At 54.8% G+C, this 24,354-nt stretch carries 22 protein-coding genes and 1 pseudogene; 12 read left to right on the top strand and 11 right to left on the bottom strand.

All coding sequences use genetic code 11. The annotated features are described in order from the left end of the window. Nucleotides 1-156 precede the first annotated feature (156 nt). The 8 genes from hisG to hisJ all read left to right on the top strand — a co-directional run bounded on the left by hisG (nt 157) and on the right by hisJ (nt 6,855). Nucleotides 157-795 carry an ATP phosphoribosyltransferase gene (hisG, locus tag ACSFXJ_RS00835; protein ID WP_435923351.1) on the top strand — a complete coding sequence of 213 codons (639 nt, stop codon included), beginning with the start codon at nt 157-159 and terminating at the stop codon, nt 793-795. Nucleotides 796-819: 24 nt separating this feature from the next. Then, a complete protein-coding gene (gene hisD, locus ACSFXJ_RS00840) occupies nt 820-2,136 on the top strand; it encodes a histidinol dehydrogenase (RefSeq protein ID WP_435923352.1) in 1,317 nt (438 codons plus the stop codon). Beyond that, on the top strand, nt 2,117-2,734 hold the full coding sequence (hisB, locus tag ACSFXJ_RS00845; RefSeq protein WP_435923353.1) for an imidazoleglycerol-phosphate dehydratase HisB: 618 nt from the start codon (nt 2,117-2,119) through the stop codon (nt 2,732-2,734). The genes hisD and hisB overlap by 20 nt, the downstream gene beginning before the upstream one ends. Then, nucleotides 2,735-3,385 (top strand): imidazole glycerol phosphate synthase subunit HisH, encoded by a 651-nt coding sequence (gene hisH / locus ACSFXJ_RS00850; RefSeq protein WP_435923354.1) that lies wholly within the window; start codon nt 2,735-2,737, stop codon nt 3,383-3,385. A 365-nt stretch (nt 3,386-3,750) separates the two neighbouring features. Then, a complete protein-coding gene (hisA, locus tag ACSFXJ_RS00855; protein WP_435923355.1) occupies nt 3,751-4,494 on the top strand; it encodes a 1-(5-phosphoribosyl)-5-[(5-phosphoribosylamino)methylideneamino]imidazole-4-carboxamide isomerase in 744 nt (247 codons plus the stop codon). A gap of 21 nt (nt 4,495-4,515) precedes the next feature. Further along, nucleotides 4,516-5,274 (top strand): imidazole glycerol phosphate synthase subunit HisF, encoded by a 759-nt coding sequence (hisF, locus tag ACSFXJ_RS00860; RefSeq protein WP_435923356.1) that lies wholly within the window; start codon nt 4,516-4,518, stop codon nt 5,272-5,274. Beyond that, nucleotides 5,271-6,002, top strand: a complete 732-nt coding sequence (hisIE, locus tag ACSFXJ_RS00865; RefSeq protein WP_435923357.1) for a bifunctional phosphoribosyl-AMP cyclohydrolase/phosphoribosyl-ATP diphosphatase HisIE — start codon at nt 5,271-5,273, stop codon at nt 6,000-6,002. Before hisF ends, hisIE begins: the two co-directional genes overlap by 4 nt. Before the next feature lie 16 nt (nt 6,003-6,018). Beyond that, the gene (hisJ, locus tag ACSFXJ_RS00870) at nt 6,019-6,855 is read left to right on the top strand and encodes a histidinol-phosphatase HisJ (protein ID WP_435923358.1); all 837 of its coding nucleotides are present in this window, start codon (nt 6,019-6,021) and stop codon (nt 6,853-6,855) included. Between the two features lie 33 nt (nt 6,856-6,888). On the opposite strand, the gene ACSFXJ_RS00875 is transcribed toward hisJ, so the two are convergent. Continuing rightward, a complete protein-coding gene (locus ACSFXJ_RS00875; RefSeq protein ID WP_435923359.1) occupies nt 6,889-7,449 on the bottom strand; it encodes a hypothetical protein in 561 nt (186 codons plus the stop codon). 333 nt (nt 7,450-7,782) lie between these two features. Between ACSFXJ_RS00875 and ACSFXJ_RS00880 the strand changes: the two genes are divergently transcribed. The 3 genes from ACSFXJ_RS00880 (at nt 7,783) to ACSFXJ_RS00890 (ending at nt 12,089) form a co-directional block, all read left to right on the top strand. Then, nucleotides 7,783-9,534, top strand: a complete 1,752-nt coding sequence (locus ACSFXJ_RS00880; RefSeq protein WP_435923360.1) for a tetratricopeptide repeat protein — start codon at nt 7,783-7,785, stop codon at nt 9,532-9,534. Nucleotides 9,535-9,617: 83 nt separating this feature from the next. Next, complete coding sequence (gene trxB / locus ACSFXJ_RS00885; RefSeq protein WP_435923361.1) at nt 9,618-10,574, top strand: thioredoxin-disulfide reductase; 957 nt, start codon at nt 9,618-9,620, stop codon at nt 10,572-10,574. 384 nt (nt 10,575-10,958) lie between these two features. Further along, entirely contained in the window at nt 10,959-12,089 is a 1,131-nt protein-coding gene (locus ACSFXJ_RS00890; RefSeq protein WP_435923362.1) for a stalk domain-containing protein, read from the top strand. 46 nt (nt 12,090-12,135) lie between these two features. Here the strand turns inward: ACSFXJ_RS00890 and ACSFXJ_RS00895 are convergent, their stop codons facing one another. From ACSFXJ_RS00895 to ACSFXJ_RS00925, 7 genes are all read right to left on the bottom strand, one after another. Continuing rightward, entirely contained in the window at nt 12,136-12,738 is a 603-nt protein-coding gene (locus tag ACSFXJ_RS00895) for a response regulator transcription factor (RefSeq protein WP_435923363.1), read from the bottom strand. Next, on the bottom strand, nt 12,735-13,922 hold the full coding sequence (locus ACSFXJ_RS00900) for a sensor histidine kinase (protein WP_435923364.1): 1,188 nt from the start codon (nt 13,920-13,922) through the stop codon (nt 12,735-12,737). Before ACSFXJ_RS00900 ends, ACSFXJ_RS00895 begins: the two co-directional genes overlap by 4 nt. A gap of 3 nt (nt 13,923-13,925) precedes the next feature. Next, nucleotides 13,926-14,675, bottom strand: coding sequence for an ABC transporter permease (locus ACSFXJ_RS00905; RefSeq protein WP_435923365.1), 750 nt, complete (start codon nt 14,673-14,675; stop codon nt 13,926-13,928). A gap of 2 nt (nt 14,676-14,677) precedes the next feature. Beyond that, nucleotides 14,678-15,586, bottom strand: a complete 909-nt coding sequence (locus tag ACSFXJ_RS00910) for an ABC transporter ATP-binding protein (protein ID WP_435923366.1) — start codon at nt 15,584-15,586, stop codon at nt 14,678-14,680. 1,236 nt (nt 15,587-16,822) lie between these two features. Next, complete coding sequence (locus tag ACSFXJ_RS00915) at nt 16,823-17,557, bottom strand: ABC transporter permease (protein ID WP_435923367.1); 735 nt, start codon at nt 17,555-17,557, stop codon at nt 16,823-16,825. Further along, nucleotides 17,558-18,274, bottom strand: a complete 717-nt coding sequence (locus ACSFXJ_RS00920; protein WP_435923368.1) for an ABC transporter permease — start codon at nt 18,272-18,274, stop codon at nt 17,558-17,560. Then, entirely contained in the window at nt 18,271-19,185 is a 915-nt protein-coding gene (locus tag ACSFXJ_RS00925; RefSeq protein WP_435923369.1) for an ABC transporter ATP-binding protein, read from the bottom strand. Before ACSFXJ_RS00925 ends, ACSFXJ_RS00920 begins: the two co-directional genes overlap by 4 nt. Before the next feature lie 196 nt (nt 19,186-19,381). Between ACSFXJ_RS00925 and ACSFXJ_RS00930 the strand changes: the two genes are divergently transcribed. After that, entirely contained in the window at nt 19,382-20,269 is an 888-nt protein-coding gene (locus ACSFXJ_RS00930; protein WP_435923370.1) for a fructose bisphosphate aldolase, read from the top strand. A 1,080-nt stretch (nt 20,270-21,349) separates the two neighbouring features. On the opposite strand, the pseudogene ACSFXJ_RS00935 reads toward ACSFXJ_RS00930, so the two are convergent. The 3 genes and pseudogenes from ACSFXJ_RS00935 to ACSFXJ_RS00945 form a co-directional block, all read right to left on the bottom strand. Further along, nucleotides 21,350-22,002, bottom strand: a pseudogene (locus ACSFXJ_RS00935) (transcriptional regulator). A gap of 122 nt (nt 22,003-22,124) precedes the next feature. After that, a complete protein-coding gene (locus tag ACSFXJ_RS00940; protein WP_435923371.1) occupies nt 22,125-23,516 on the bottom strand; it encodes a HAMP domain-containing sensor histidine kinase in 1,392 nt (463 codons plus the stop codon). A 32-nt stretch (nt 23,517-23,548) separates the two neighbouring features. Beyond that, a complete protein-coding gene (locus ACSFXJ_RS00945) occupies nt 23,549-24,226 on the bottom strand; it encodes a response regulator transcription factor (RefSeq protein WP_435925651.1) in 678 nt (225 codons plus the stop codon). Nucleotides 24,227-24,354 lie beyond the last annotated feature (128 nt).

Here is a 24,354-nt window from a genome sequence, read left to right on the forward strand (position 1 = left end):
GGTTTAGACGGAAAGTAGTGACTTTGAGCTGAAATAGAGGGAGGTTTTCCGGCTAAATTGCTGAAAATAAACAAATACGCAAAATTAGCGGGAGGATTTCCCATTAAACAATATCGTGCGTGCTGCATAGCGGTCGAAAGGAGGGCCTGAGCTGTTGTGAGTGAGATCATAAAAGTGGCAATGCCGAAAGGGCGTATCTATAAAAAGGCGTCAGCCCTGTTTCGTGAAGCGGGCATTCAGATTCCGACGGATGTCGATGAATCGCGCAAGCTGGTCATTCCGCTGCCGGAGATCGGCATGGAATTCATCCTGGCGAAGCCGGTCGACGTGCCGACTTACGTGGAATACGGCGTGGCCGATATCGGGATTGTCGGCAAGGATGTGCTGATGGAGGAGAACCGGGACGTTTACGAACTACTGGACCTCGGGATTGCCCGGTGCCGGATGTCGGTCATTGCGCTACCGGACTGGAAGCCGGGAATTCATCAGCGGGTGGCGACGAAGTATCCGAACGTGGCATCGCAGTATTTTAGGGAGCATGGACAGCAGGTCGAGGTGATTAAGCTTAACGGCTCCATCGAATTGGCACCGCTGATCGGTCTTGCCGATCGGATCGTCGATATGGTGGAGACGGGGCAGACCTTGCGGGAAAACGGGCTGGTCGAGATGGAGAGCATTTTTGAGATTACGAGCAGGCTCGTGGCCAACCGGGTCAGTTACCGGATGAAGAACGCCGAAATTCAGGCGGTGTGCGACGCGCTCGCCAAAGTGATTCCGCAAAAAAGCGAAGTGTAACCAAGGGTGAAGGAGGGCTGCAGGATGAAAATAGTTAAGGCGGAGGAATTCGATCTGCGGCGGGAGGTGGAGTACGGATCGCCGGAACAGAACCAAGTGGTCCGGACCATCGTCTCGGAAGTGAAAAGAGAAGGAGATGCCGCGCTGCTCAGCTACTCGGAGCAGTTCGACGGCGTTCGGCTATCGGCATCGGAGCTCCGGGTGACCAAGGCTGAGCTTGAGGCGGCGTATCATCAGGTGGAGCCTTCGTTCGTCGAAGCGATCTCGGCGGCCGCGGCGAACATCCGGGCTTTTCACGCCAGGCAGAAACGCAATTCCTGGATGGACCTGCAGCCGGACGGCAGCCTGCTGGGACAGATTATCCGGCCGCTGAAGCGGGTCGGCGTATATGTGCCGGGCGGGAAGGCGGCTTACCCGTCTTCCGTGCTGATGAACGTGATTCCGGCCCAGGTGGCCGGGGTGCCGGAGATCGTGATGGTCACGCCGCCGGCGACCGGCGGGAAAGCGGGTATCGACCCGTACATCCTCGTTGCGGCGGCGGAGGCCGGCGTGAACGAAATCTACCGGGTCGGCGGGGCGCAGGCCATTGCGGCGCTGGCCTACGGCACGGACACGATTGCTCCGGTCGATAAAATTTGCGGGCCGGGCAATATTTACGTCGCGCTGGCAAAGCGCGAGGTGTACGGAGCGGTCGATATCGACAGCATCGCCGGACCGAGCGAAATCGCCGTGCTGGCGGACGACAGCGCCGATCCCGCCTATGTGGCGGCGGATCTGCTGTCGCAGGCCGAGCACGACGAGATGGCGTCGGCGATTCTGGTGACGCCGTCGGAGGCGTTTGCGAAAGCCTGCCAGGCGGAGGTGGAGCGCCAATTGGCGGAGCTGCCGCGGCGGGAGATCGCAGGCGCTTCGATTGAGGGCTACGGCGCTGTGGTGCTGGTCGATTCCATCGAGGAAGGAATCGGCGTCATTAACCGGCTGGCGCCGGAGCATTTTGAGCTGATCGTGGAGGATCCGATGCGATACCTCGGTTTGATCGAGAACGCGGGAGCGATCTTCCTCGGGCCGTACAGCTCGGAGCCGGTGGGCGATTATTTTGCCGGACCGAACCATATTATTCCGACGAACGGCACGGCGCGGTTTTCGTCGCCGGTCGATGTGGACGATTTTATCAAGAAATCGAGTCTGATTTACTATAGCAAGGAAGCGCTGCTGCAAAACGGGGCGACGATTATGGAGCTGGCGCGCCGGGAAGGGCTGGAGGGCCATGCCCGGGCGATTGAAATCCGGCTGCGCAAAGAAGGAAAGGCGGGGGCTAACGATGACGATGGCAAACAATAATGCGGAAGTAAGGGAACGGCGAGCGGAAATCAGCCGCAAAACGAACGAGACGGACATCAAGCTGCAGTTTGCGGTGGATGGTACGGGGAAATCCGAGCTTGCGACGGATGTGCCGTTTTTGAACCATATGCTCGATTTGTTCACGAAGCACGGGCATTTCGATCTTGCGGTAGAGGCGCATGGCGATATCGAAATCGATGATCACCATACCGTGGAGGATATCGGCATTTGCCTCGGACAGTGCCTACGCGAAGCGCTTGGCGACAAACGCGGCATCAAACGGTACGCGAGCGTATTCGTGCCGATGGATGAGGCGTTGGCGCAGGTCGTGATCGATATTAGCAACCGGCCGCATTTTGAATACCGCGCGGAGTATCCGACTGACCGGGTCGGAAGCTTCGAAGTCCAACTCGTGCACGAGTTCCTGTGGAAGCTGGCGTTGGAAGCACGGATAACGTTGCACGTGATCGTACATTACGGTCAGAATACTCATCATATGATCGAGGCGGTGTTCAAGGCGCTTGGGCGCGCGATCGACGAGGCGACGAGCATTGATCCCCGCGTGACGGGCGTGCCGTCGACGAAGGGAGTGCTGTAGGTGACGATTGCGATAGTCGACTACGGCATGGGCAATTTGCACAGCGTCAGCAAGGCGGTCGAGCGGCTCGGATACGAGGCGCTGGTGACCGGGGACGCTGACGCGATCCTCGGCGCGGACGGCGTGCTGCTGCCGGGCGTCGGTGCCTTTGGCGACGCGATGGAGCATCTGCGCGCCTCCGGCCTGGACGCCGTGGTGCGCAAGGCGGCCGCGGACGGTAAGCCGCTGCTCGGCATCTGCCTCGGCATGCAGCTGCTCTTCGGCGAGAGCGAAGAGCATGGGCGGAACGAGGGCCTCGGCATTTTGCCGGGCAAAGCGGTGCGCTTTGCCGGTGCCGCCGCCGGCAGTGAGGGCAGCCTGAAGGTGCCGCACATGGGATGGAACCGGCTGGAGTTCCTTCAGCCGGATAGCCCGCTCCTGGCGGGCCTTGAGGAAGGACATGTGTACTTTGTCCATTCCTATCACGTGCTGCCGGAGCGGGACGGGGACTTGCTGGCCGTTACGGATTACGGCCACCCGGTCACGGCGATCGTCGGCCGTGACAATGTGTACGGCATGCAGTTCCACCCGGAGAAGAGCGGAGAGCTCGGCATGGCGCTGCTGCGGAATTTCCTCGTGCTGGCCGAGCGCGGCGCGGTCGGGACGGCTTAATATTTTTGTGCGATTGAGAATGGCTGATCTTTACGTGGATGGCACGATGTACCCATAGATTTAGTAGCTTTAGCATCCGATGCAGAATCTTGATTGGAAAAAATCTAATCAAGGATGCCTTGGTAGGTGCATATGTGCTCCTTCATTGGATTTTGTCCAATCATTTTCCCTAAATAGGAGCGAAAAGGGCCGGATTCGGACCAAATGATTGGAATTTTTCCAATCAGGTGATTCTTGGGGTGCTCTTCAGCCTGATTTGGTTGGATTTTTTCCAATGAAGGGGAGCGGACGTTGCGTTAAGGCATGTATCAGGCTTGGTTCGGTTCGGCGTCCATACTTATTAGAAAAATGCGGGAGGAAGAAAAATGTCTTCATTCGTGATATACCCGGCGATCGATATCCGGGGCGGAAAATGCGTGCGGCTCGTGCAAGGGGACTATGCCCGCGAAACGGTATACAACGAAAATCCGGTGGAGGTGGCCCGCTCTTGGGAGGCGCAGGGCGGATCGTTCATCCACCTGGTGGATCTGGACGGGGCGAAGGCCGGCCATCCGGTGAACGACGCGCTGATCGGCGAGATCGCCCGCAGCGTGCAAGTGCCGGTGCAGGTTGGAGGCGGCCTGCGGACGCTGGCCGATGTCGAGCGGCTGCTGGGTCTCGGCGTGAGCCGGGTCATTATCGGCACGGCGGCGATTGAGGACCGCGAGTTTACCGAAGCGGTGCTCGGCACCTACGGGGACAAGGTGGCTATCGGCATCGATGCCCGGAACGGTTTTGTCGCGACGCGCGGCTGGCTGGAAACTTCCGAGGTTCAAGCCGAAGTGCTGGCAAAGGAACTGGCGTCCAAAGGAGCGGAGACGTTTATTTTTACGGACATTTCGCGGGACGGTATGATGCAGGGACCGAACGTGGAAGCGATCCGCTCGCTCGCGCAGGCATCCGGCCGGACGGTCATTGCCTCGGGCGGCGTAACGGTGCAGGACGATCTTTTGAAATTGGCCGCTTACGCGGACCAAGGTATCGGCGGGGCGATTGTCGGCAAGGCGCTGTACACCGGCAGTATTGATCTCGCCCAAGCGATCGAAGCGATTTCGGCCGCGCAAAAATAACCGGAGGGAGCTGGGCGAACGATGCTGGCCAAACGTATTATTCCATGTCTTGACGTAAAGGACGGAAGAGTCGTCAAAGGCGTCAATTTTGTCAATCTCCGCGATGCCGGGGACCCGGTGGAGCTGGCGGCGCTATATGACCGCGAGGGAGCGGACGAAATCGTGTTTCTCGATATTTCCGCGTCTAACGAAGGCCGGGCTACGATGATCGAAGTCGTCCGGCAAACGGCTGGAGAAATCGCCATCCCGTTCACCGTGGGCGGAGGAATTTCGCATGTCGACGATATGAAGCGGATATTGCGGGCGGGAGCCGATAAAATCGGCATCAACACCGCGGCGGTGCTCAATCCGCAGCTGATTTCGGATGGCGCGCGCCGCTTCGGTTCCCAGTGTATCGTCGTTGCGGTGGACGCCAAGTTTAATCCCGAGTGGAACGAGTGGGAAGTGTTTACGCATGGAGGCCGCAAACCGACGGGAATCAAAGCCCTGGATTGGGTCAAGGAAGCCGAGAAGCTCGGCGCGGGCGAAATTTTGCTGACGAGCATGGACGCCGACGGAACGAAGGACGGCTTCGATCTGCCGTTGACCAGTGCGGTGAGCAAGTCCGTGGGCATTCCGGTCATCGCCTCGGGCGGTGCGGGAAAGCCGGACGATTTTTACGAGGTGTTTACCGAAGGGAAGGCGGATGCCGCCTTGGCGGCGACGATTTTTCACTATAAAGAAATTGCGGTACCGGATTTGAAGCGGGACTTGAAGTCTAGAGGGGTGGAAATACGATGACAGAACAACAACCGCTGCGGCTTACGCTGCCGCTTGAGGAATTGACGCAAAGCATCAAATGGGACGCGCAAGGGCTCGTTCCGGCGATCGTTCAAGACGCTTCGACCAAGGAAGTGTTGATGCTCGCGTATATGAACCGGGATTCGCTCGGCAAATCGGTCGAAACGGGCCAGACCTGGTTCTGGAGCCGTTCGCGCTCGGCGTTGTGGAACAAAGGGGCGACCTCCGGCAATACTCAGCAGATCCGTTCTTTGCGTTATGATTGCGACGGCGATACCTTGCTCGTGGAAGTGGATCGTCAAGGTCCGGCGTGCCACACCGGAGAAGATACCTGTTTTTTCCGCACGGCAGCGATCGGCGAAGGAGCATCAACGGGATGGACGGAATTCGTTCCGGTGCAGCAGGCCGCCGGGCAACAGGACGGTGCCGGCCGCTTTGCCGTGCTGGCCGAGTTGGAGCAGCTGATCGCGGAACGCTATAAGGAGCGTCCGGAAGGCGCGTATACGACATACTTGTTCGATAAGGGCATCGATAAGATTTTGAAAAAAGTCGGCGAAGAGACCGCCGAATCGATCATCGCGGCCAAAAACGGAGATAACGACGAACTCCGATACGAGGTCAGCGACCTGATCTATCACCTGCTGGTGCTGCTGCGCGAGCGCGATTTGCCGCTCGATGAAATCATGCGGGAGCTGGAACGTCGCCATGAGCGGCCGCGCCGGGATTAGGCAGGTGAGCCCAAACATGCTGATCGATTACCATACGCATCACGCCCGTTGCGGACATGCCGTCGGCTCGCTGGAGGAGTACGTCAAGCGGGGAATCGAGATCGGCTTGTCCCAGATCGGGCTTTCCGATCATATGCCTTTGCTGCACGTTGACCCGGCCACCTATTATCCCGAAATGGCGATGCCGATGGAAGAGCTCCCTCGATATGTGGAAGAGGCCTTCAGCCTAAAGGAAAAATACCGCGGACAAATCGACGTCCGGGTCGGATTGGAAGGCGACTACATCGAAGGCTGGGAAGAGCAAATCGAACGCATCGTTCGTGCCTACCCTTGGGATTATGTAATCGGGTCGGTTCATTTTCTCGGAGAATGGGATGTTTCGGACTTCCGCCAAGTCCACCATTGGGATGGACAGGATGTCTTTGCGGTCTACGAGCGTTATTATGACGCGGTGGCTAAAGCGGCGCGGACCGGATTCTACGACATTATGGGCCATCTCGATGTGATCAAGCGTTTCGGGAACCGGCCGGATCCGGCGCGGGAAGCCGAAACGATCGAGCTCGAGCTTAAGGCGCTAGCTGCGGTCAAAGAAGCAGGAGTGGCCATGGAGCTCAACGCTTCCGGGTTGTCCAAGCCCGTGGCGGAAATGTTCCCGAGCCGCCGCATCCTGGAAGCCGCCGTGCAGATGGGCATCCCGTTAACCGTCGGTTCCGATGCGCATGACCCGCTTAAACTGAGCGAGCATTTGGACAAGGCCCGCAGCTTGCTGTATGAGCTTGGGGTACGCAAGCTGGCGACGTTCGAGGGGCGCCGGAAAACGATGGTGCCGCTGGAGCAGGGAGATATTAAATAATATAAATTAGGCCGCCTGTTCAGGCGGCTTATCTTATTCTTTGCATGGGATAATTTCGCTGATAACTCCCAGCCTGGAAATAGTCACCTGTTCACACACGGTATTTTCTGTATTTGAGAAAATTATGATCCAGTAGTGATTTGTTTTATCCCAGTGGATACTCTTAAATAAATGACTACTGGTCGACTCATTTTTCTCTATTGCGAGCGAAATTGCTTTTTGTTTGCTCATTGGAGGAGTTGCATTCCAAAATATAATACCTTCCTTGGCGACAAAATGGCCGCAGAATGCAAGGATTACAAGAAGTCCCAGTGACATTAAGGGATAATTGACGAAGCGAAGCTGATTCAGACACTTGTAAACCAGAAAACAGCCAAGCACCAAATATGCAACTAACAAAATAATAAAGCCCATATGAAAGATTAAAGGATACGGAGGGGACTCAGTTAAAAATTCTTCAGTTTCCAATAGATATTTCCTGTGAGTGATTTTCATGGCCAGGAAGATGTAATAAACATATAACCCAAAACCGCCGACAGTTAAGTAAATCCCCGTGCAAAGCCCCAAAACAGCAAATTTCGCTCTTTTTTTCATAACTTCCCCCCGTTACTTGCGTCTCCCCCGACGGATGATGGACCGGGCGGCCCATACGATGAGTAGAATCGGAACCATCAATATAAGCAGAGATAATACGAGATTTTCCCAGACAATTTCCACTGCCATTCCTCCCCTCCCCCAAAAAATCCCTATTATTTCTTTTTGATAATCTATTCGACACCGCCGGCCTATTCCCTGTTTCTGGTATACATTCCTATGGATTGCGTGATTTTCCCTGAGGAATTCCGTGGGAGGACCGCCTTCACTATGGTATACTGTGAGATGGAGAAATAATTGAGAACCATTGAAGTAGGATAGGAGGTGCCTTGTTTGAAAGAGAATCAAGAGACGGACGGGAAACGGGGAAAAGTTCTGCCGATCTCGATGGACGCAGGTTTTTTCTTTGAGAAGGCAGTCTCTTCATTGGACCGTTACCAATACGACAAGGCATTGAAATATTTTCGCAAAGCGGTAGAGTACGAACCGAATAATCCTGTAAATCATTGCAACATGGCGGGGATTTTGTCGGAAATGGGGGATTACGAGGCGTCGAACGCCGCGTTGTCCGTCATTTTGGAGGACATCGATCCGACCATGACGGAATGTTATTTTTATATGGCGAATAACTATGCGAATATGGATATGTTTGAGGCGGCGGAAGAGGCGCTGATCACGTACCTGGAAAAGGACGAAAACGGCCAGTTTTTGGCCGAGGCGGAAGAGATGATGGACCTGCTCCAATACGAGCTGGACCGTCCGACGAAAGTGACGAGCATCAAAGCGATGGAGGGTGTGGTCGAACACGACCAGGCCCGGGCGCTTTTGGAGGAGGGGAAGTTTTCTCAGGCGGTCAAGCTGCTGGAGGAAATCGTGGAGAAACAACCGGATTTTCATGCGGCACGCAACAATTTGGCGCTGGGTTATTATTACCTCGGTTTATTCCCTAAAGCGCTGGATGCGATCGGCGAGGTGCTGGAGAGGGAGCCGGGCAATCTGCATGGGCTCTGCAATCTGGCGATATTTTATCAGCATATGGGTGAGCGCGACAGATTGCGGGATCTGGCCCAACGTCTGCGAAAAATCGTCCCGTTCCATCAGGAGCATGTGCTTAAGCTGGCGACGACGATGGGAATTTTGGGAGAGCATGAGGCGGCATACGGGCATTTTATCCGTCTGATCCGGGATCAGCGGCTTGAGCGGGACCCGTCGATATACCATTATGCGGCGGTCGCCGCGTACCATATGCGGAATTTCGAGGCTTCCCAGTCCTTGTGGAACCAAGTAAAAAGGCTTGACCCCGGAAACGGCGTCGCCGAATTTTATTTGCACCGCCTGAAAGAGCGGAACGAGCTGAACGAGAACGGAAATCCGGCAGCATCCCAATCCTTGCCTGTGAGCTATCATTATCATCTTCCTTTTGAAGAACAGTTTAAAAGTTGGGAATTGTCCACGGAAAATATCGCTTCGGAAATCGCGACGAATCCGCTCGTGCGCTCGTCCTTCATCTGGGCGCTGCGTCATGGAGACAATAAGACGAAACTGCAGGTCATCCAAGCGTTTGGCTTAATCGCGGACAAGGAAGTCGAAGAGGCGTTGAAGGAATTTCTGCTTGAGCCTGAAGAGGATTCTTATTTGAAGGATATCGCCTTGTTCGTGCTTCGGAATCTGGGCGTCAGCCATCCGTTGCCGGTTCGTTCCGGCGCGATAACGAAGCTGGTCGACCCTAGCCAAGTGGCCTCCGGCTTGCCGGTGTGGAAAAGCGAGTGGCAGGCGGTCGTCGATTTGGCGCTGGGGCAGATGAAGCGGAGCTTTGATTTACAACAGCAGCATGATCTGGAGACGTTATGGGCGGAATTTCTCACCCTGTTATATCCGGAAGTTCCTGAAATTACGCATATTGAAGGATGGGCGGCGGCGCTGGAATATTTAACGGCAAAAATTCACCGCAGGCCGGTAACTTATGAAGCCGTGGCGGAACGTTACGGTATTTCGGCTTCGACGGCACGGCGGTATACGCGCCGGATCGACGAGGTATGCGGAGTGAAGGAAAAGATAGAGGCTATCTTTCCTTCGGTCCAGTAATCTTCCATGCGGGTAAAGCAAGTCCAACTTGGGTAAAACTTAGATAGTGGAGTTTGGATAAGGTTATTCGAGGAGGCGGCGCCATGTATAGATCGATTATTATCGGGACCGGCCCGGCGGGGCTGACGGCGGCCATTTATTTGGCACGGGCCAATGTGAACCCCCTTGTCATTGAGGGAGTACAGCCGGGCGGCCAGTTGACCACGACGACCGAGGTGGAGAATTTTCCGGGATTTCCCGAAGGGATTCAAGGCCCGGAATTGATGGACAATATGCGGAAGCAGGCCGAGCGTTTCGGCGCGAAATTTCGCAGCGGCTGGGTAGAGCAGGTGGATTTTTCGGGACGCCCGTTTAAGGTGCGGCTCGAAGGCGGGGAAGAGCTGGAGACGGAAACCGTGATATTGTCGACGGGAGCCTCCGCCAAATATCTCGGCATTCCCGGCGAGCAGGAAAATGTCGGACGCGGCGTGAGCACATGCGCTACCTGCGACGGATTCTTTTTCCGCGGGAAAAAGATCGTCGTGATCGGCGGCGGCGACTCCGCGATGGAGGAAGCGAACTTCCTGACCCGTTTTGCATCCACGGTGACGATCGTGCATCGTAGGGATGAACTGCGCGCCTCCAAAATCATGCAGGACCGCGCCAAAGCCAATGAGAAGGTAGCATGGGCGCTGAACCGGGCGCCGCTCTCGGTCGATACCGACGAGACCGGTAAGGTTATCGGTTTGAAGGTGCGCAACAATGAGACCGGCCAGGAAGAGCTGATCGAGGCCGACGGCGTGTTCGTAGCGATCGGACATACGCCGAATACAAAGTTTTTGGGCGGGGCGATCGAAACGGACGATCACGGCTACATCGTGGTAAAGCCGGGAACGACGGAGACGAATATCCCCGGGGTATTTGCCTGCGGCGACGTGCAGGATACCCGCTATCGCCAAGCGATCACGGCAGCCGGTTCGGGCTGCATGGCCGCGATGGATTGCGAGAAATACCTCGAAGGCAGCATGGTGCATGACTGGAGCGAGACGCTGAACGAGTAGCGTTCTTGACGAAATAGAAGCCCTTCTTGTTTGTTACCCGGTTTCGGCCGGATATGCAAACGGGAAGGGCTTTTTGTATGATTTTTCATACATAAATCGGGCATTTGGCGAAATTCGATCATTTCTGTACGATTTATCGTACACAAATTGGCATTTGGCCGTAATTACAGACCATTATGTATGAATTTTCGACTAGAATGAGCGGAGTAGCCAGTTTTACGTAATATTATAGTCGTGTTTTCGTACACATTGACAAAGCAGCGCCTCCTTAATGGGGGCGGCTTTTTTTGCTTTCCGTTTACCTTGGGGTGAAACTTTTTGGAGATAGGAACTGTTATATTTTAGTAAACCCGATTAGACACTTGCTTAGGAAGGAGAGTAATTATGAGACAACGTATCGCTTTATTTCTGCTTGCCATTGCTATGGTTGGGGGAGGACTGGTTCCAACGCAAACATTGGCCGCGAATGGAAAAGGATCGGGATCCGCCTCCATCCAAATCATCATAAACGGCAGTCAGGTGAAGATGGATGTTCCGCCGCTGATTGACCAGGGCAATTTGTTGATTCCCATTCGCGCCTTGTCTTCCTTGGGACTGACGTACACTTGGGATGCCTCATCAAGCACCGCGTCCATCCGGAACAAAGAAGGAGATACCGCGGAAATCAAAGTTAACAGCCGAACGGCTTACGTGAACGGAAAGGCCCGTGAAATGGGAATCCCGGCACAGAGCAGCCATGGCCGAATCCTCGTTCCCATCCGTTTTGTCACCGAAGCTCTAGGTTATCAAGTGGAGTATAGTTCCGCACAAAAGACGGTAAACATCACCTCCCGGAATGTATCGGAAGAGGAGTATGATTTACCGGAAGCAAAGGTTCAGAAGCAGGAGAACGGAACGCTTCAAAAATGGGCGCTTGACGGATTCACGCTGAGTTTCGAGAAGAGAGAGACGGAAGGGGATGAGAGAGCGGACGGGAAGTACTTCGTTTCGTCGGTTTCCCTGCAGGTCCAAGATCACGCGTATCCGGTGGAGTTATCCGCGAAGCCTAACGATATCCGGAGCATGTCCTTGTCCGCTTCCGGGCAGTATCTGGCTTTGGAGCTCGTCTATACGAATGTGGGGAACCGGGTCATTGTGATGGATTTAATTTCCGGTAAACAAACCGATCTGAATCAGCTTGTCGCCAAAAACAGCCTGGAGGCGGAGACGATCCACAGTTATCAGTGGTCTCCCGAGGGGAATATATTGGCCTTTGGTTACCGCGACACGAGCAGCAGCCGAATCGGAGCCTATGACTTTGGCAAGAAGTCGGCTTTAACCTTATCCGCGGAGCCGAAGTTTATAACTACGGCGTTTATTTTATGGAAAAAAGACGGGCAGAGCTTCGATGTGATCGGAGAGCAGCCGTCGGATCAATTCAAAAAGTTCAGATACCGATTGACGGACGGTTCCGCGAAATTGATCTCGGAAGTGAATCGGGAGGAACTGGGACAATACTCGAAGTATAGACCCTAACGATTTTCAGGGCGTTCCCGTTCCTCCGCGATTCCTTTAGCCCTCCTCAAATCCAGCCCTTCTCCTCGGCCATGCGGATGGCTTCGATCCGGCTTTTTGAGTCAAGCTTGTTCAAGATTTCCGAAATATAATTGCGGACGGTGCCGTAGGAAAGGTGCAGGGCACGGGCGATTTCGCCGGCGCTTTGGCCGGCCGCCGCAAGCCGGAGGACGTCCTGCTCTCTCGGGGTCAGCGGGTTCTCCTCCCGCAGGCTGCCGAAGACGAGTTCCGGCGACACCTCCAGGTGGCCGTCCATGACGCGGCGGATCGCTTCGGCCAGCTTGTCGCTGGATTCGTCCTTGAGCAGGTAGCCGCGGATGCCGGATTTGGCCGCCCGTTCAAAATACCCCGGCCGCGCAAACGTGGTCAGGATGATGACCCGGCATGGGGAGTCCGCCGCTTGCAGCCGCTCGGCCGCATCGAGCCCGCTCAGTCGGGGCATCTCGATGTCCATCAGGCAAACATCCGGCTTAAGCTGCTCAATCAGGTCCAGCGCCTCGGCGCCGTCCGCCGCCTGTCCGACCACTTCAAGGTCGTCTTCCAGATCGAGCAGGGAAGCGAGCGCACCCCTTAGCAGACGCTGATCCTCTGCGATGACAATACGAATCATGCGGTTTCATCCTCCTTTTGTGATTTAACGACCAATGGAACGGTAACGGACAGCCGCGCTCCTCTCGGCTCCAGCGAAGACAAGGCCAGGGAGCCTTCAATTAAGGAAAGCCGTTCGGCCATGCCTTTCAGCCCGTTGCCTCCGAAAGCCTGGTCCGATGCAGGCAACGATGACAATGACGGGGATTTCCCCGGTTCGTGCAGCTTCCAGCCCATCCCGTTATCCTCAATCGTCAATCGGATATCCGCCTCGCCGGCAGTAACTGCGATTTTGCAAAGAGTGGCCTTGCTATGCTTTACAATGTTGGTGACCGCTTCTTTGATGCATAGGCTCAAAATGTTTTGCATCAAGTCGGAAACGCCGCCAAGCTCGATGTCCCCCTCCACTTCAAGGGCGATTTCGGCGGCCCGCAGCATTTCCCCGGCTTCGGCCAGTTCCTCGGCGACGCTGACGGCCCGCATGTCGGAGACAAGCTCGCGTACTTGCCGCAAGGCGGCGCGGGAAGTCCGCTGGATTTCCTGAGCTTCCTTTTGTGCGCGTTCCGGGTCTTTGACGGCCAGCTTCTCCACAAGCTGGCTTTTTAAGGTGATCAAGGACAGCGTATGCCCCAAAGTATCGTGCAAATCCCGCGCAATCCGCATTCGTTCCTCGCGTTTGACGAGCTCTTTAATCCGCTGCTGCGCCTCGTCCAGTTCCCGCTCCAGGCTTTGCCTGCGGGCCATGGACCGGATCCCGAAGGGCGAAGCCAGCATCAAGACCATAAAGGGAGACAAGGTGACGATGTCGCCGAGCGCAAGTTCCGGCAAAATCAATATTAGCGGGATGAGTAACACTACCGCAAAGGCGGCCATGAAAGTATTGAATTTGCGATGATCGGTATACCAACCGATAAAGTTTGCCGTGAAAAAGCCCATGAACAGATTGTACGGACTGTAGAATAAGCAGAGCACGACGATTAACGACATCTGCAAGGCGAGCCACCAGGAGAAAGCCCTTCCCGTAACGGAATATAGCTGGCGATAGGTGACGACGAACAAGGCGATCATGGCATAGCCGAGAAACAGCTTCAGTCCGGTCTCATTACGGATATTAAAAATGGGCAGGGCGATATAGATCAGCCACATGTATGGGAATAGACCGTACTTTTTCGGAAATAAGCTGAATTTGTTCCTCGTTGCCATCATGAATTACACCGCTTCCTGTTTTTTTCGGATATAGGTGGATAGTACCATAAACAAGACAAGGTAGCCCAGCAAAATCAAAATATTGCTCCAATGCGGGGCGGAACCGCGAACGATTTCCCAAGCGCCGTTTCCGAAATTGTAGGAAGGCAGCCATTTGCCGGTTTGCTGCATGACCTTAGGCAGCACGTCCATCGGCATCCACATGCCGCCCAGGACGGCGAGTCCCAGATAGAGGGCATTGCTCACGCCGCTGGCCGTGTCGACGCGCTTCATGGTACCGATCAGCGTTCCGATGGCCAAGAACGGAAGGGAACCGACGAGGATCCAAAGTCCGCTGTAAATCCAGACAGAGGCCGGCAAGGAAATCCCGTTGATCAATACGCCCGCCAAAAAGATAAACACGATCGAGATGAGATGCATCACGGTTTGGCCGAACATTTTGCCGAAAAAGTAAACCGATCCGGGCAGCGGCGTCACCCGCATAAACGTGGTCCAGCCCTGGGTGCGCTCCTGGACCAGACGGATACCGAGCGTCATGATCGCCGATCCCATCACGCTGAAGGACGCCATCGACATCAGGTAATGCGCCGCCCATTCCGCTTGCTCATTGCCTCCCGTATTTACGACCCGGGTAAAAATAAAGTAGAAACCGACCGGCATCAACAGGGACCAGAATACATAGTAGGGGTTGCGGATCACCCGCAGCAACTCGGCTTTGCACTGCTTAAGCAGCATGGTCATTGGATTTTTCATTGTTACACAGCCTCCTCTTGGTTTAGGGTTAATTGCTCGAACGCCTCTTCCAGCCTTCCTTGTTCGATCAGGATATTTTTCACGGCCAGCCTGTTTGCAAAAATCGCTTCCAACGCGAGATCGGTATCCTCCGCCGCCACATAGATCCTTCCTTCCTTGTCAAAGTAATCCGACAGGATCGGCAGCGACTTCAGCCGTTCCCGGAATGCCGGGCCGTCCTCTTGAGGGAGAAAGGAAACGGTACGCTTCACGATCCGGGCTTTGATTTCCTCAGGCGTTCCGTCCGCGACCAAGGCCCCTTGATGGAACAATAAAATCCGGTCGGCCGCATCGTCGGCTTCCTGGAGATAATGCGTCGTGAAAATAATCGTCTTGCCTTGCGCGGCCAGTTTGCGTACTCCCTCCCAAAAGCGGCGGCGGGACGAAATGTCCAATCCGACCGTCGGCTCGTCGAAAAAGAGCAGGTCCGGATTGCCGGCCATGGCCAGAGCGAAACCGAGGCTGCGTTTTTGTCCGCCGGACAGCTTCTCGGTATACCTTTTAAGATCGTTGTCCTTGAGCCCGGTCAAGGCGATGAGCGACTCCATATCCATCGGTTGCGGGTAATAGCTGCGGACCAGGTCCAGCACTTCCCGCACCTTCAGCCGGTCCATGATGCTGACTTCCTGGAGCATTGCCCCGGTTTGAGCGCGGACGGCTCCGTCTTTCGGGTGTTTGCCGAACACCTTGATTTCCCCCTCCGACGGATCGAGCAGGCCGAGGATCATCGACAGCGTCGTCGTTTTCCCGGCTCCGTTCGGGCCAAGAATCGCTGTGATGGAGCCTTTTTTTATGCTGAAGGAGATGTTTCGCACCGCTTGTTTATCCCTGAACGTTTTGCTCACGTGTTTCAATTCCATAATGGTTTCCACTTTCGTTTCGCCTCCGTTATCGATGATCTAACTTGTTGATCTAATCTTACCGAAAGGAAGAGGCCGCCGTTAGTAAGGAGTGTCATGATTTGAGGATGACAATTGTCATAAGACGAAAAAAGCCGCCCCGCCACGCTTGGTTGCGTGACTAAGCAGCTTAGTCAAGTTGACGGACGGTTAAAACGCTTGGAACAGTTTCACCAAAAGCACGATGCCGGCGATCATCGCGGCAAGTATCAAAAGATTCGAAATCTGTCTCCATAGGCTGGGCGGGCCCTCGGAGTGAAGCTTTCTCTCGTTGGTGTCATGATTTGCCTTGTGACTATGGGGATCCGGAGGGGGAGAGAACGGCCTGGGATCGTTGAACATATGCATCCCGTCCCTTCTAAATATTGGTATGCGTATACTATTAAGACGCTTGGGGAGGGGGAAAGTTGCTAAGGACGGTAAGGTTACTGGTGGTTAGGGTCGCTAGGGGCGCTAGGGTCGGCAAGGTCGGTAAGGTCGGTGGGTAGCTAGGTCGGTAAAGTCACTAAGGGCAGTAAGGGCACTAGGGCAGTAAGGGCACTAGGGCAGTAAGGGCACTAGGGCAGTAAGGGCACTAAGGGCACTAAGGGCACTAAGGGCCTAAGATCCGCTCGGTAAGGTTGGTGAGGTTGCTAAGATCGCTCGGGGCGATAGGATCGCTAAGATCTCTAAGACGCTAAGGGCGTTAAGGTAGGCAAGGTCGTTAAGGTGGCTAAGGTAGGTGAGGTCGCCGTGCGCTAAGTTCGCTAGGTTCGTTAAGGTCGCTAAGTTCGGTAAGTTCGGTAAGTTCGGTAAGTTCGGTAAGGTTGCAAGGTCACAAGGTCACAAGGTCGCTAAGGTCGCAAAGATCGCAAAGATCGCAAAGATCGCAAAGATCGCTAAGGTTGCTAAGTCCGCTAAAGTTCACACTGCTTACGCTAACGGATGTAACCGTCGTTATTTGGTACAAAACGGGCAAATCGAAACTCTAACGGTTGTCAGGGGCGTTATTTTGCGTAATGAGGCCCTGACTCATCATAGAATGGGAAATAAGAGCGCTGGTATCCGTTAGAATGCGAAATGGGGGAAATCAGACCGAATAGCGCCTCTCATAACCGTTAGAAAAATGAAAATCATTAGAGGGGGGCCCCCTCAATATAAAAGAAGGCAGTCAGTTTTATGACTGTCTGCCTTCTTTTCTTCCAGATAAAGTTCCCTACTAGCCCGCGATCAGATCTCCTTCCGCCGAAAATAAATCAGCCCCGCCGCGAAGAACAAAACGAAGCTGCCCAGCACGGTGATCATCAGGCTTTCGAGCGGCAGGTTGGCCGCAGCGAAATCCGCTTCGGCTCGGGGGATCATGCCGAGGATCGGTTGGGCCCATGGGTAGAATGGGCCGATTTTGGCGGAGTTGACGATGAGCATGTTGGGGATCGTCAACGAGACATTGACCGCGAGCGGGGCGGCGAAGCTCGCCCACGTGAGCGACACGCCGAGCTGCAGCGCAGCCAGCGGCAAGCAGGCCACCCAGCCGCTCAGCAGGCAGGTGAAGATCATGCCCCACGGAACCGGGGCCGTGATGCCATGGGTCCAGCCGGCAACGAACACGCCGGCGAGGAAGACCAGTTGGCAGGCTGCGAGCAGGCCTGCCGTAACCGCGAACTTGGCCAGGTAAACGGCCGTTCGCGACACCGGAAGCACGAGCAGCTGCTTCCAGCCGCCGCCGGTATGCTCGTACCGGCACAAGAAGGCCGGGAACAAGCCGGACATGACCGGCAGGAACAGCATCCCGTGCAGGATGACCATGGCGCTGAGCAGTACGGTCCAGGCCTCGGCCCCATCCGGTAAGTTGGCCATGGCGCCGATCAGGGTAGATAGTAGGGGGCTGGCTATAATGATGAACCAGATCCGAGATTTGGACATTTTTAGACGTTCCGAGGACAACACGCGAAAGAAACCGCCCATCTAGTCCACATCCTTTCGGTTAAAATGAATCATCCCCATCAGCATGATGACGGCGCCGCAGATTACGCCCGCGCCGATAAACCATTCGGCGTGAGGGCCGCTGTAGCCGAAGGCCGGCCAATTAAGCGGAAACCATTCCGAGAGTTGGAAGCCGAACGGGGAAACGAGAGCGATCCCCACTCCGAGCGAGACTGGCAAGCCCTGGTTGCGGAAGCTTAACGACAGCCAAAGTTGAAGCGCAAGCAGCGGTAACGCCGCCAAGTAAGGGAAGAAGCCCATTCGCACGATATCCCAATAAGGGATATCCGAGGCTTCGAAGCCGAGCGACAACCCTAGAACGATCGTCCCCATGGGCAATAAAACGCACGATACGGCGATCAACAGAAAGCATAGCGTAAATTTGGCGCTAAACACGGAGATCCGGGAAATGGGCAGCGCGAGCAGCTGCTTCCATGAACTCATTTGGTGCTCTACGCCGGCCACCAGTGAGCTGACCAGCGTCATGCCCAGATAAAGGGCAATCGGGACAAAGCTAACGACATTTTCGATCAAGCCGCCCCATAAATTATCCGCATATCGTTTTCCCAAATAATCGAACCGGAGTCCGAAGTTGAGCGCCTGCATGGCAACCAGGCCGATCGGCGCCAGAAAGATGAGGAACCAAATACCTTTGCGGCGGATTTTCAGAAAGTCGGAGGACAGCGCACGGAGCATCATGGCCGTCCCCCCTCCCCGACAACTTGCATAAAGATGTCTTCCAGCGACTTTTTGTTCTGCTCCACCCGGTAAATGTCGTGGCCGTTTTCGACCAGTTGCTTCACGAGCACGGCAACCTGTTTGTCCTGCATGCCCGGAAAAACGAGTGTTCCTTGGCGTAGCGTTCCGGCAGCCCCCAGGTCCCTGGCCAGCCAGAGCGCGGAGTCCGGTTCGGACACGACGAGCTCCATGTCATGGGACGCCTGCTGGCGTAAATTATGGATCGTATCCTGGAACACCATCCGGCCGTCACGTATTATACCGACGCGGTTGGCCATTTGCTCCACCTCGCTGAGCAGGTGGCTGGATACGAGCACGGTGATGCCGTACTGGGCCGGCATGCTTTTGATCAGTTCGCGGATCTCATGAATACCCGATGGATCGAGGCCGTTGGTCGGCTCGTCGAGAATGAGCAGATCCGGATTCCCGAGCAGCGAAGCGGCAATACCGAGCCGCTGCTTCATGCCGAGCGAGTAGCCCTTTACCGGGCGGCGGGACTCGCTCGTTAAGGAGACGATCTCCAGGACCTCGTCGATGCGTGATTTCGGCGAGCCGAGGATGCGGCGGATCGCTTCCAGATTATCGACGGCATTCAGATGGCCGTAATAGGACGGATACTCCACCAGCGACCCGATCCGGCGAAGAATCGCCAGCTTATCTTTTTGAAGCTCGCGCCCGAAAATCCGGATGGATCCTTCGGTAGGCTGAATCAAGCCGAGCAGCATGCGGATCGTCGTCGTTTTCCCGGCCCCGTTAGGCCCGAGGAATCCATAAATGTCTCCCTTCTCGATCTCCAGATCCAAATGGTCCACCGCCGGGCGTCCACGGTATTTTTTCGTTAAATTTTTCGTTTGAATAATCCATTCACTCACGTCATATCACCTCGGATATGATCATATCGCCCGAAGTTTAAGCGTGAAGGGGCCCCAAGTTTAAGTTTTGTTTAAAATCGCGCTGCCGGGGCGAAAATAGCAAAATCGGACAACCCGGCAAGCAAGCATCGGCCTCGTCGTAGTGTTATAATAAGTTTTGATCCATATAAACCCTAAATTGGAAGGAGAAACGCCCATGAACACAAAGCAATTGGAGCGGATCCGTACGGGAAATGGCTTTATCGCAGCATTGGACCAAAGCGGCGGAAGCACGCCGAAAGCCTTGAAGCTGTATGGAATTTCGGAAGACCGCTATTCCGGCGAGGAAGAAATGTATGCTTTGGTGCACGAGATGAGAACGCGGATTATCAAAAGCCCTGCCTTTGACTCACGGCATATTCTGGGCGCGATTCTTTTCGAGAACACGATGGAAAGGCAGATTGACGGGCAACTGACGGCCGACTACCTTTGGGAGCAAAAAGGAATCGTTCCTTTTCTGAAGGTGGATAAGGGACTTGCGGACCTCGAAGGCGGAGTCCAGCTGATGAAGCCGATTCCCGGTTTGGATGAGCTGTTGGATCGGGCGGTGAAGCGGAATATTTTCGGCACCAAAATGCGTTCGGTCATTAAAGAGGCGAATCCGGCAAGCATCGCAAAAGTGGTGGAGCAGCAGTTTGAGCTCGGAAAACAAATCGCCGCGAAGGGGCTCGTTCCGATCATTGAGCCGGAAGTGGATATCAACAGCAAGGATAAAGCGGCCTCGGAGAAAATACTTAAGGAAGAAATCGCGGGGCAACTCGCCAATCTAGGTTCGGAGATCAAAATTATGCTGAAGCTTTCCATCCCGACGGAGGACAATTTTTACGGCGATTTGATGGAGGATGCGCATGTGATCCGGATCGTCGCTTTATCGGGCGGGTATTCACAATCGGAAGCCAACGAGAAACTATCCCGCAACCACGGGCTGATCGCCAGTTTCTCCCGTGCATTGGCCGAAGGGCTGAATGCGGAGCAAAACGACGAGGAGTTCAATCGGATTTTGGGCAAAACGATACAAAACATATACGAGGCATCGAATACGTAAAACTTCAAAGTTTGCGGTTAAAAGGGACGCGGCTGGACTCTGAACTATGGGGTTTGCCGCGTCTTTTTGCTGCTGGGCTTGTTGAGTGGGTGCCTTATCCAGTAACTGAGGCTCATATCCGGTAGTTGAGGCATATATCCGCTAACTGGGGGTTAACTTCGGCCAATTGGGGGGCTTAACTACGCTAACTGGCAACCCTACCTCCGCTAACGAAGCTGGGTGTTCTTATTGCTTCGATTTCGACGCTCCGGCAATTCTAAGGAAACGTAGTAACGCTATTCTGCTGATTTGAGCCTCTGAAGCGGGGTTTTTCACTAAATAGCGATACTGAGATTCGTTAGAAAATCAAATCGGCTCTTTTCCCTCCAATAAGACTCTCCAGTTTCGTTAGCCGGTGGGTAGGGAGACATAGTGTATCCGGAGCGTCATTGGTTAAAAATTGGAGCTCAAATCCGCTAACCGGGGTTCATATTTGCCAAAAAGGGCCTCAAATCCGCTAACCGGGGTTCATATTTGCCAAAAAGGGCCTCAAATCCGCTATCTGGAGTTCATATTTGCCAAAAAGGGCCTCAAATCCGCTAACCGGGGTTCATATCGGACCAAAAGTGCCTCATATCCGCTACCCGGGGTTCATATTTACCAAAAAGTGCCTCTTACCCGCTAACTGGGGTTCCATATTTGCCAAACAGGTTCTCATATCCGCTAACTGAGAACTCATATCCGCCAATTGGGGGCCTCATCTACGCTAACCATCGACCCTACCTCCTCTAACGAAACTGGGTGTTCTTATTGCTTCGATTTCGGCGCTCCGGCAATTCTAAGGAAACGTAGTAACGCTATTCTGCTGATTTGAGCCTTTGTAGCGGGGTTTTTTACTAAATAGCGATACAGAGTTTCGTTAGAAAATCAAACTGGCCTATTTCTCTCAAATAAGACTCTCCAGTTTCGTTAGCCGGTGGGGAGGGGATACAGAAGCGGGTATCAGGAGCGACTTCCATTGAAGATAGTGGCCCCCATACCCGGGGTCGTCCGGGGCCCCAACAATGCAGGCTGCTCCGCAGAAACCGGCCCAAACCATATCTACCTGTCCGGCAAGCCGTAAGTACGGTACCGTTCCTTCCCGCCAACCACTTGAAGCAAGCGGGCCTCGACTAGTCCATGGAGGAGCCGTCTTGCATATTGAGGGCTAATATTCAGGTGCGTGGCCAATTCGGCCGGCGTGAAGGGGCGGAGTAGACGTCTCGCAAACCTGATCGATTCTGCTTCCAACCAATTTATATGGTGATGGGTCTCCATGCTCGAAAATTTCCCGATAAAAGCGAGGACAAGCTGTTGGCAGCGTTTCGGCTCGTCCACGATGGAAAGGTAGGCGACCGGCAGAAAAAGCCAATCGTCCAGCGCCAGTAGACAATGCCGCCAGCATAAGTCCTTAAAGCGCCGCACATCAAGGTCTCTCGCGTGAGGACCGTATCCCTGGATTTCAATGCCTCCTTTTATGCCTCCTCCGGGCATGTAGGCCAGATCCAGATAGCGGTATCCGTTGTTGAAATCGCGAACCTCCCACTCGGGTTGCAAATGGTCGAAGTTTTTTACGGCAGGAAACCACACGTTGCGCAAAAACTCCAAGGTCCCGTGGCCGAGCCCCTCTCCAACAATTCGATCCTTCGCGGGTTCTCTTCCCGGTTGATACAATCGTGCATCCACGCCTCCAAGGCTTCTTCGAATTTTTTCATTCCTACATTCCTCCTTATAAAAAAAATAAGCCGCTCCGATGCCCGCTCCCACCTGATAAGAAGGTGGAACAGGAATCAAAGCGGCGTGTGCTTCACGACCGATATATGTTTAAAGTTTATTTCTATCTCGGAAAAATGTAAATCTTCGTTCCGCCCCCCGGGGCGGGCTCCGCCTCGCGGACGAGCCCCATTTCGCGCAGCAGCAGATCGACGATCTGCAGGCCGAGGCCGGCGCCCTTCGCGGGGGAAGCGGTGCCCATGCCGGGCCCCCGGTCGGCGATGACCAGCGCGGTCCGGCCTTGCCGCCGCGCCAGCGAGATGCCGACGTAACCGCCGGACCCCGCGTGCCGGACGAGGTTTTGGAACAGGTTGTCGAGCACGCGCCGGAAGCCCTGCTCATCGATCCGCCAAACCAGCGGTTCATCGTCCGGCAGATCGATGTCGGCGGTGATGCCCTCCTTCTCCCACAGGGGATACCACGCAGCCGCGCTCACCCGGACGGAGCGAAGCACGTCCTGTTCCTCCAACGACAAGGCATATCGGCCGCTGGTCAGCAGATTATAGGAGAGCAGGTGATCGATCAGCCCGCTGAGATCGCCGATCTTGGTTTCCATCAGGGAGAGAGACTGGCTCCCCTTCTCGGAAAGCGGCTCTTTGCGGAACGAATACAGCTGGCCCGCGATGACCGTGAGCGGGGTCCGCAAATCATGGGACAGATTGCTGATCAGGCTTTTGCGCAGTTCTTCTTCCTCATGCTCCCGGCGTTTGCTGTCCTCCAGTTCGTCAACCATATGGTTGAAGGCTTGCTCCAGACGCCCGATTTCATCGGGGCGGCCTACGGGGATCCGGACGGGCAGTCCGTTAATCCCCGTCGTGGTCATCCCCGACTCCAGCTGAAGCAGTCGCTTCCGGATATCTCTGAAGAATAAATAACTAAGCAATACGAAGAAAGCGAAAATCAACACGATAAAAAAGCCGTAAAACCGCGAGTCGTTACTTCTTTCCTCCGACAGGGTGTACATATTTTTCCGGGGCAATTCAAATACCATAAATCCTTGGCCCGCCGCCTGATTCTTCCCGCCGATAAAGGCAACGATCGTAAAAGGATCGGCGTCCACCGCATTTTTCATGAACGAAACGGCATTCTCCGGATTCCACTTCTCGGGGAGGCTCGGCTGATCGGGCAGCATCAGACGGGTCACGCCGTCCTTATCCACCCAGAACATGGCGGCATCGGGATACTTGGCCCGCAGTTCCTTAAGCCGCGCATCGATCTGCTGCGCCGATTTTCCGTCCAACCCCAGAGCTTCGTTGTGCCACATTTGCTGAAGGTCGAGACCCGATCCGTAGGAACGCACAGGTTCGGCCTGCTCCTTGGGGACGGGAAAGAACAGTCGGCTGACGCCCCAGGAAGCCAAGAAGCTGACCGGCAGCAACACCGGAATGAAAATCAGAGCGGTCGCGATAATGATCAAATAACGCGACAGCAGCGAGTTGCGGAACTTCAGATTCATGCCCCGCCGGGATTCCCACAGCGAACCCGGTCTCATGGACGCACCCGGTAGCCGATGCCGCGGATCGTCTCGATAATTTCGGGAGAGGCGGGATCGCGCTCGATTTTTTCACGCAGGTGGCGGATATGTACCATTAACGTTTTGTCTCCGTCCAGGTAAGGCTCTCCCCAAACGGCTTCATATATCTGCTCCTTCGTCATAATTTGCCCGAGATGCCGCAGCAAGTATTGAAAAATATGAAATTGCTTCCCGGTCAGCACGATTTCTTCGCCGTTATCCCGGTTGCGGATGATGTTCTCCTTCTCAAAAACGAGCAGATGCCGAAGCTGCAGCGGTTCCGCGGAGGGAGCGCCGCTACGCCGAAGCAGCACCTCCAGCCGCGCGGCAAGCTCATCGGGATGGAACGGCTTGGTCAAGTAGTCGTCGGCAAATTCCAGCCCCTGCAGTTTGTCGTCGATGGAAGTCCGGGCGGACAGCATGAGGACCGGCAGCCCGGGGTATTGTTTTTTTAACCGCTGGCCGACCGTAAATCCGTCAAGTCCCGGCAGCATGACGTCCAGGATGGCCAGTTGGCACTCGGACGCCTCCTCCAAGGCCCGGTCGCCGCTCGTAAGCCACACGACGCCGTAACCGCGTTCCCGCAAATCCGAGCATACCCATTCCCCGATCTCCCGGTCGTCTTCGATGTATAAGATGTTTTTACTTGTCATCGTCATTAGGATCATTCCTTTCCGACTCTATTGTGACAAAACGGAAACGAAAAATAAACCATCGTGGTCAAACAACCTCATACTTGTGATTGTAATCACAAGTTGAGCGGGCCGGTCGTGTTATTTTA

The sequence above is a fragment of the Paenibacillus salivarius genome, assembly GCF_051307165.1.
Classification (GTDB): Bacteria; Bacillota; Bacilli; order Paenibacillales; family Paenibacillaceae; genus Fontibacillus.

Coding starts and splice junctions, on each gene's coding strand:
- hisD (WP_435923352.1), top strand. CDS start 820: ATGAAAATAGTTAAGGCGGAGGAATTCGATCTGCGGCGGGAGGTGGAG.
- hisB (WP_435923353.1), top strand. CDS start 2,117: ATGACGATGGCAAACAATAATGCGGAAGTAAGGGAACGGCGAGCGGAA.
- hisA (WP_435923355.1), top strand. CDS start 3,751: ATGTCTTCATTCGTGATATACCCGGCGATCGATATCCGGGGCGGAAAA.
- hisF (WP_435923356.1), top strand. CDS start 4,516: ATGCTGGCCAAACGTATTATTCCATGTCTTGACGTAAAGGACGGAAGA.
- hisIE (WP_435923357.1), top strand. CDS start 5,271: ATGACAGAACAACAACCGCTGCGGCTTACGCTGCCGCTTGAGGAATTG.
- hisJ (WP_435923358.1), top strand. CDS start 6,019: ATGCTGATCGATTACCATACGCATCACGCCCGTTGCGGACATGCCGTC.
- ACSFXJ_RS00875 (WP_435923359.1), bottom strand. CDS start 7,449: ATGAAAAAAAGAGCGAAATTTGCTGTTTTGGGGCTTTGCACGGGGATT.
- trxB (WP_435923361.1), top strand. CDS start 9,618: ATGTATAGATCGATTATTATCGGGACCGGCCCGGCGGGGCTGACGGCG.
- ACSFXJ_RS00890 (WP_435923362.1), top strand. CDS start 10,959: ATGAGACAACGTATCGCTTTATTTCTGCTTGCCATTGCTATGGTTGGG.
- ACSFXJ_RS00895 (WP_435923363.1), bottom strand. CDS start 12,738: ATGATTCGTATTGTCATCGCAGAGGATCAGCGTCTGCTAAGGGGTGCG.
- ACSFXJ_RS00900 (WP_435923364.1), bottom strand. CDS start 13,922: ATGATGGCAACGAGGAACAAATTCAGCTTATTTCCGAAAAAGTACGGT.
- ACSFXJ_RS00905 (WP_435923365.1), bottom strand. CDS start 14,675: ATGAAAAATCCAATGACCATGCTGCTTAAGCAGTGCAAAGCCGAGTTG.
- ACSFXJ_RS00915 (WP_435923367.1), bottom strand. CDS start 17,557: ATGGGCGGTTTCTTTCGCGTGTTGTCCTCGGAACGTCTAAAAATGTCC.
- ACSFXJ_RS00920 (WP_435923368.1), bottom strand. CDS start 18,274: ATGATGCTCCGTGCGCTGTCCTCCGACTTTCTGAAAATCCGCCGCAAA.
- ACSFXJ_RS00930 (WP_435923370.1), top strand. CDS start 19,382: ATGAACACAAAGCAATTGGAGCGGATCCGTACGGGAAATGGCTTTATC.
- ACSFXJ_RS00940 (WP_435923371.1), bottom strand. CDS start 23,516: ATGAATCTGAAGTTCCGCAACTCGCTGCTGTCGCGTTATTTGATCATT.
- ACSFXJ_RS00945 (WP_435925651.1), bottom strand. CDS start 24,226: ATGACAAGTAAAAACATCTTATACATCGAAGACGACCGGGAGATCGGG.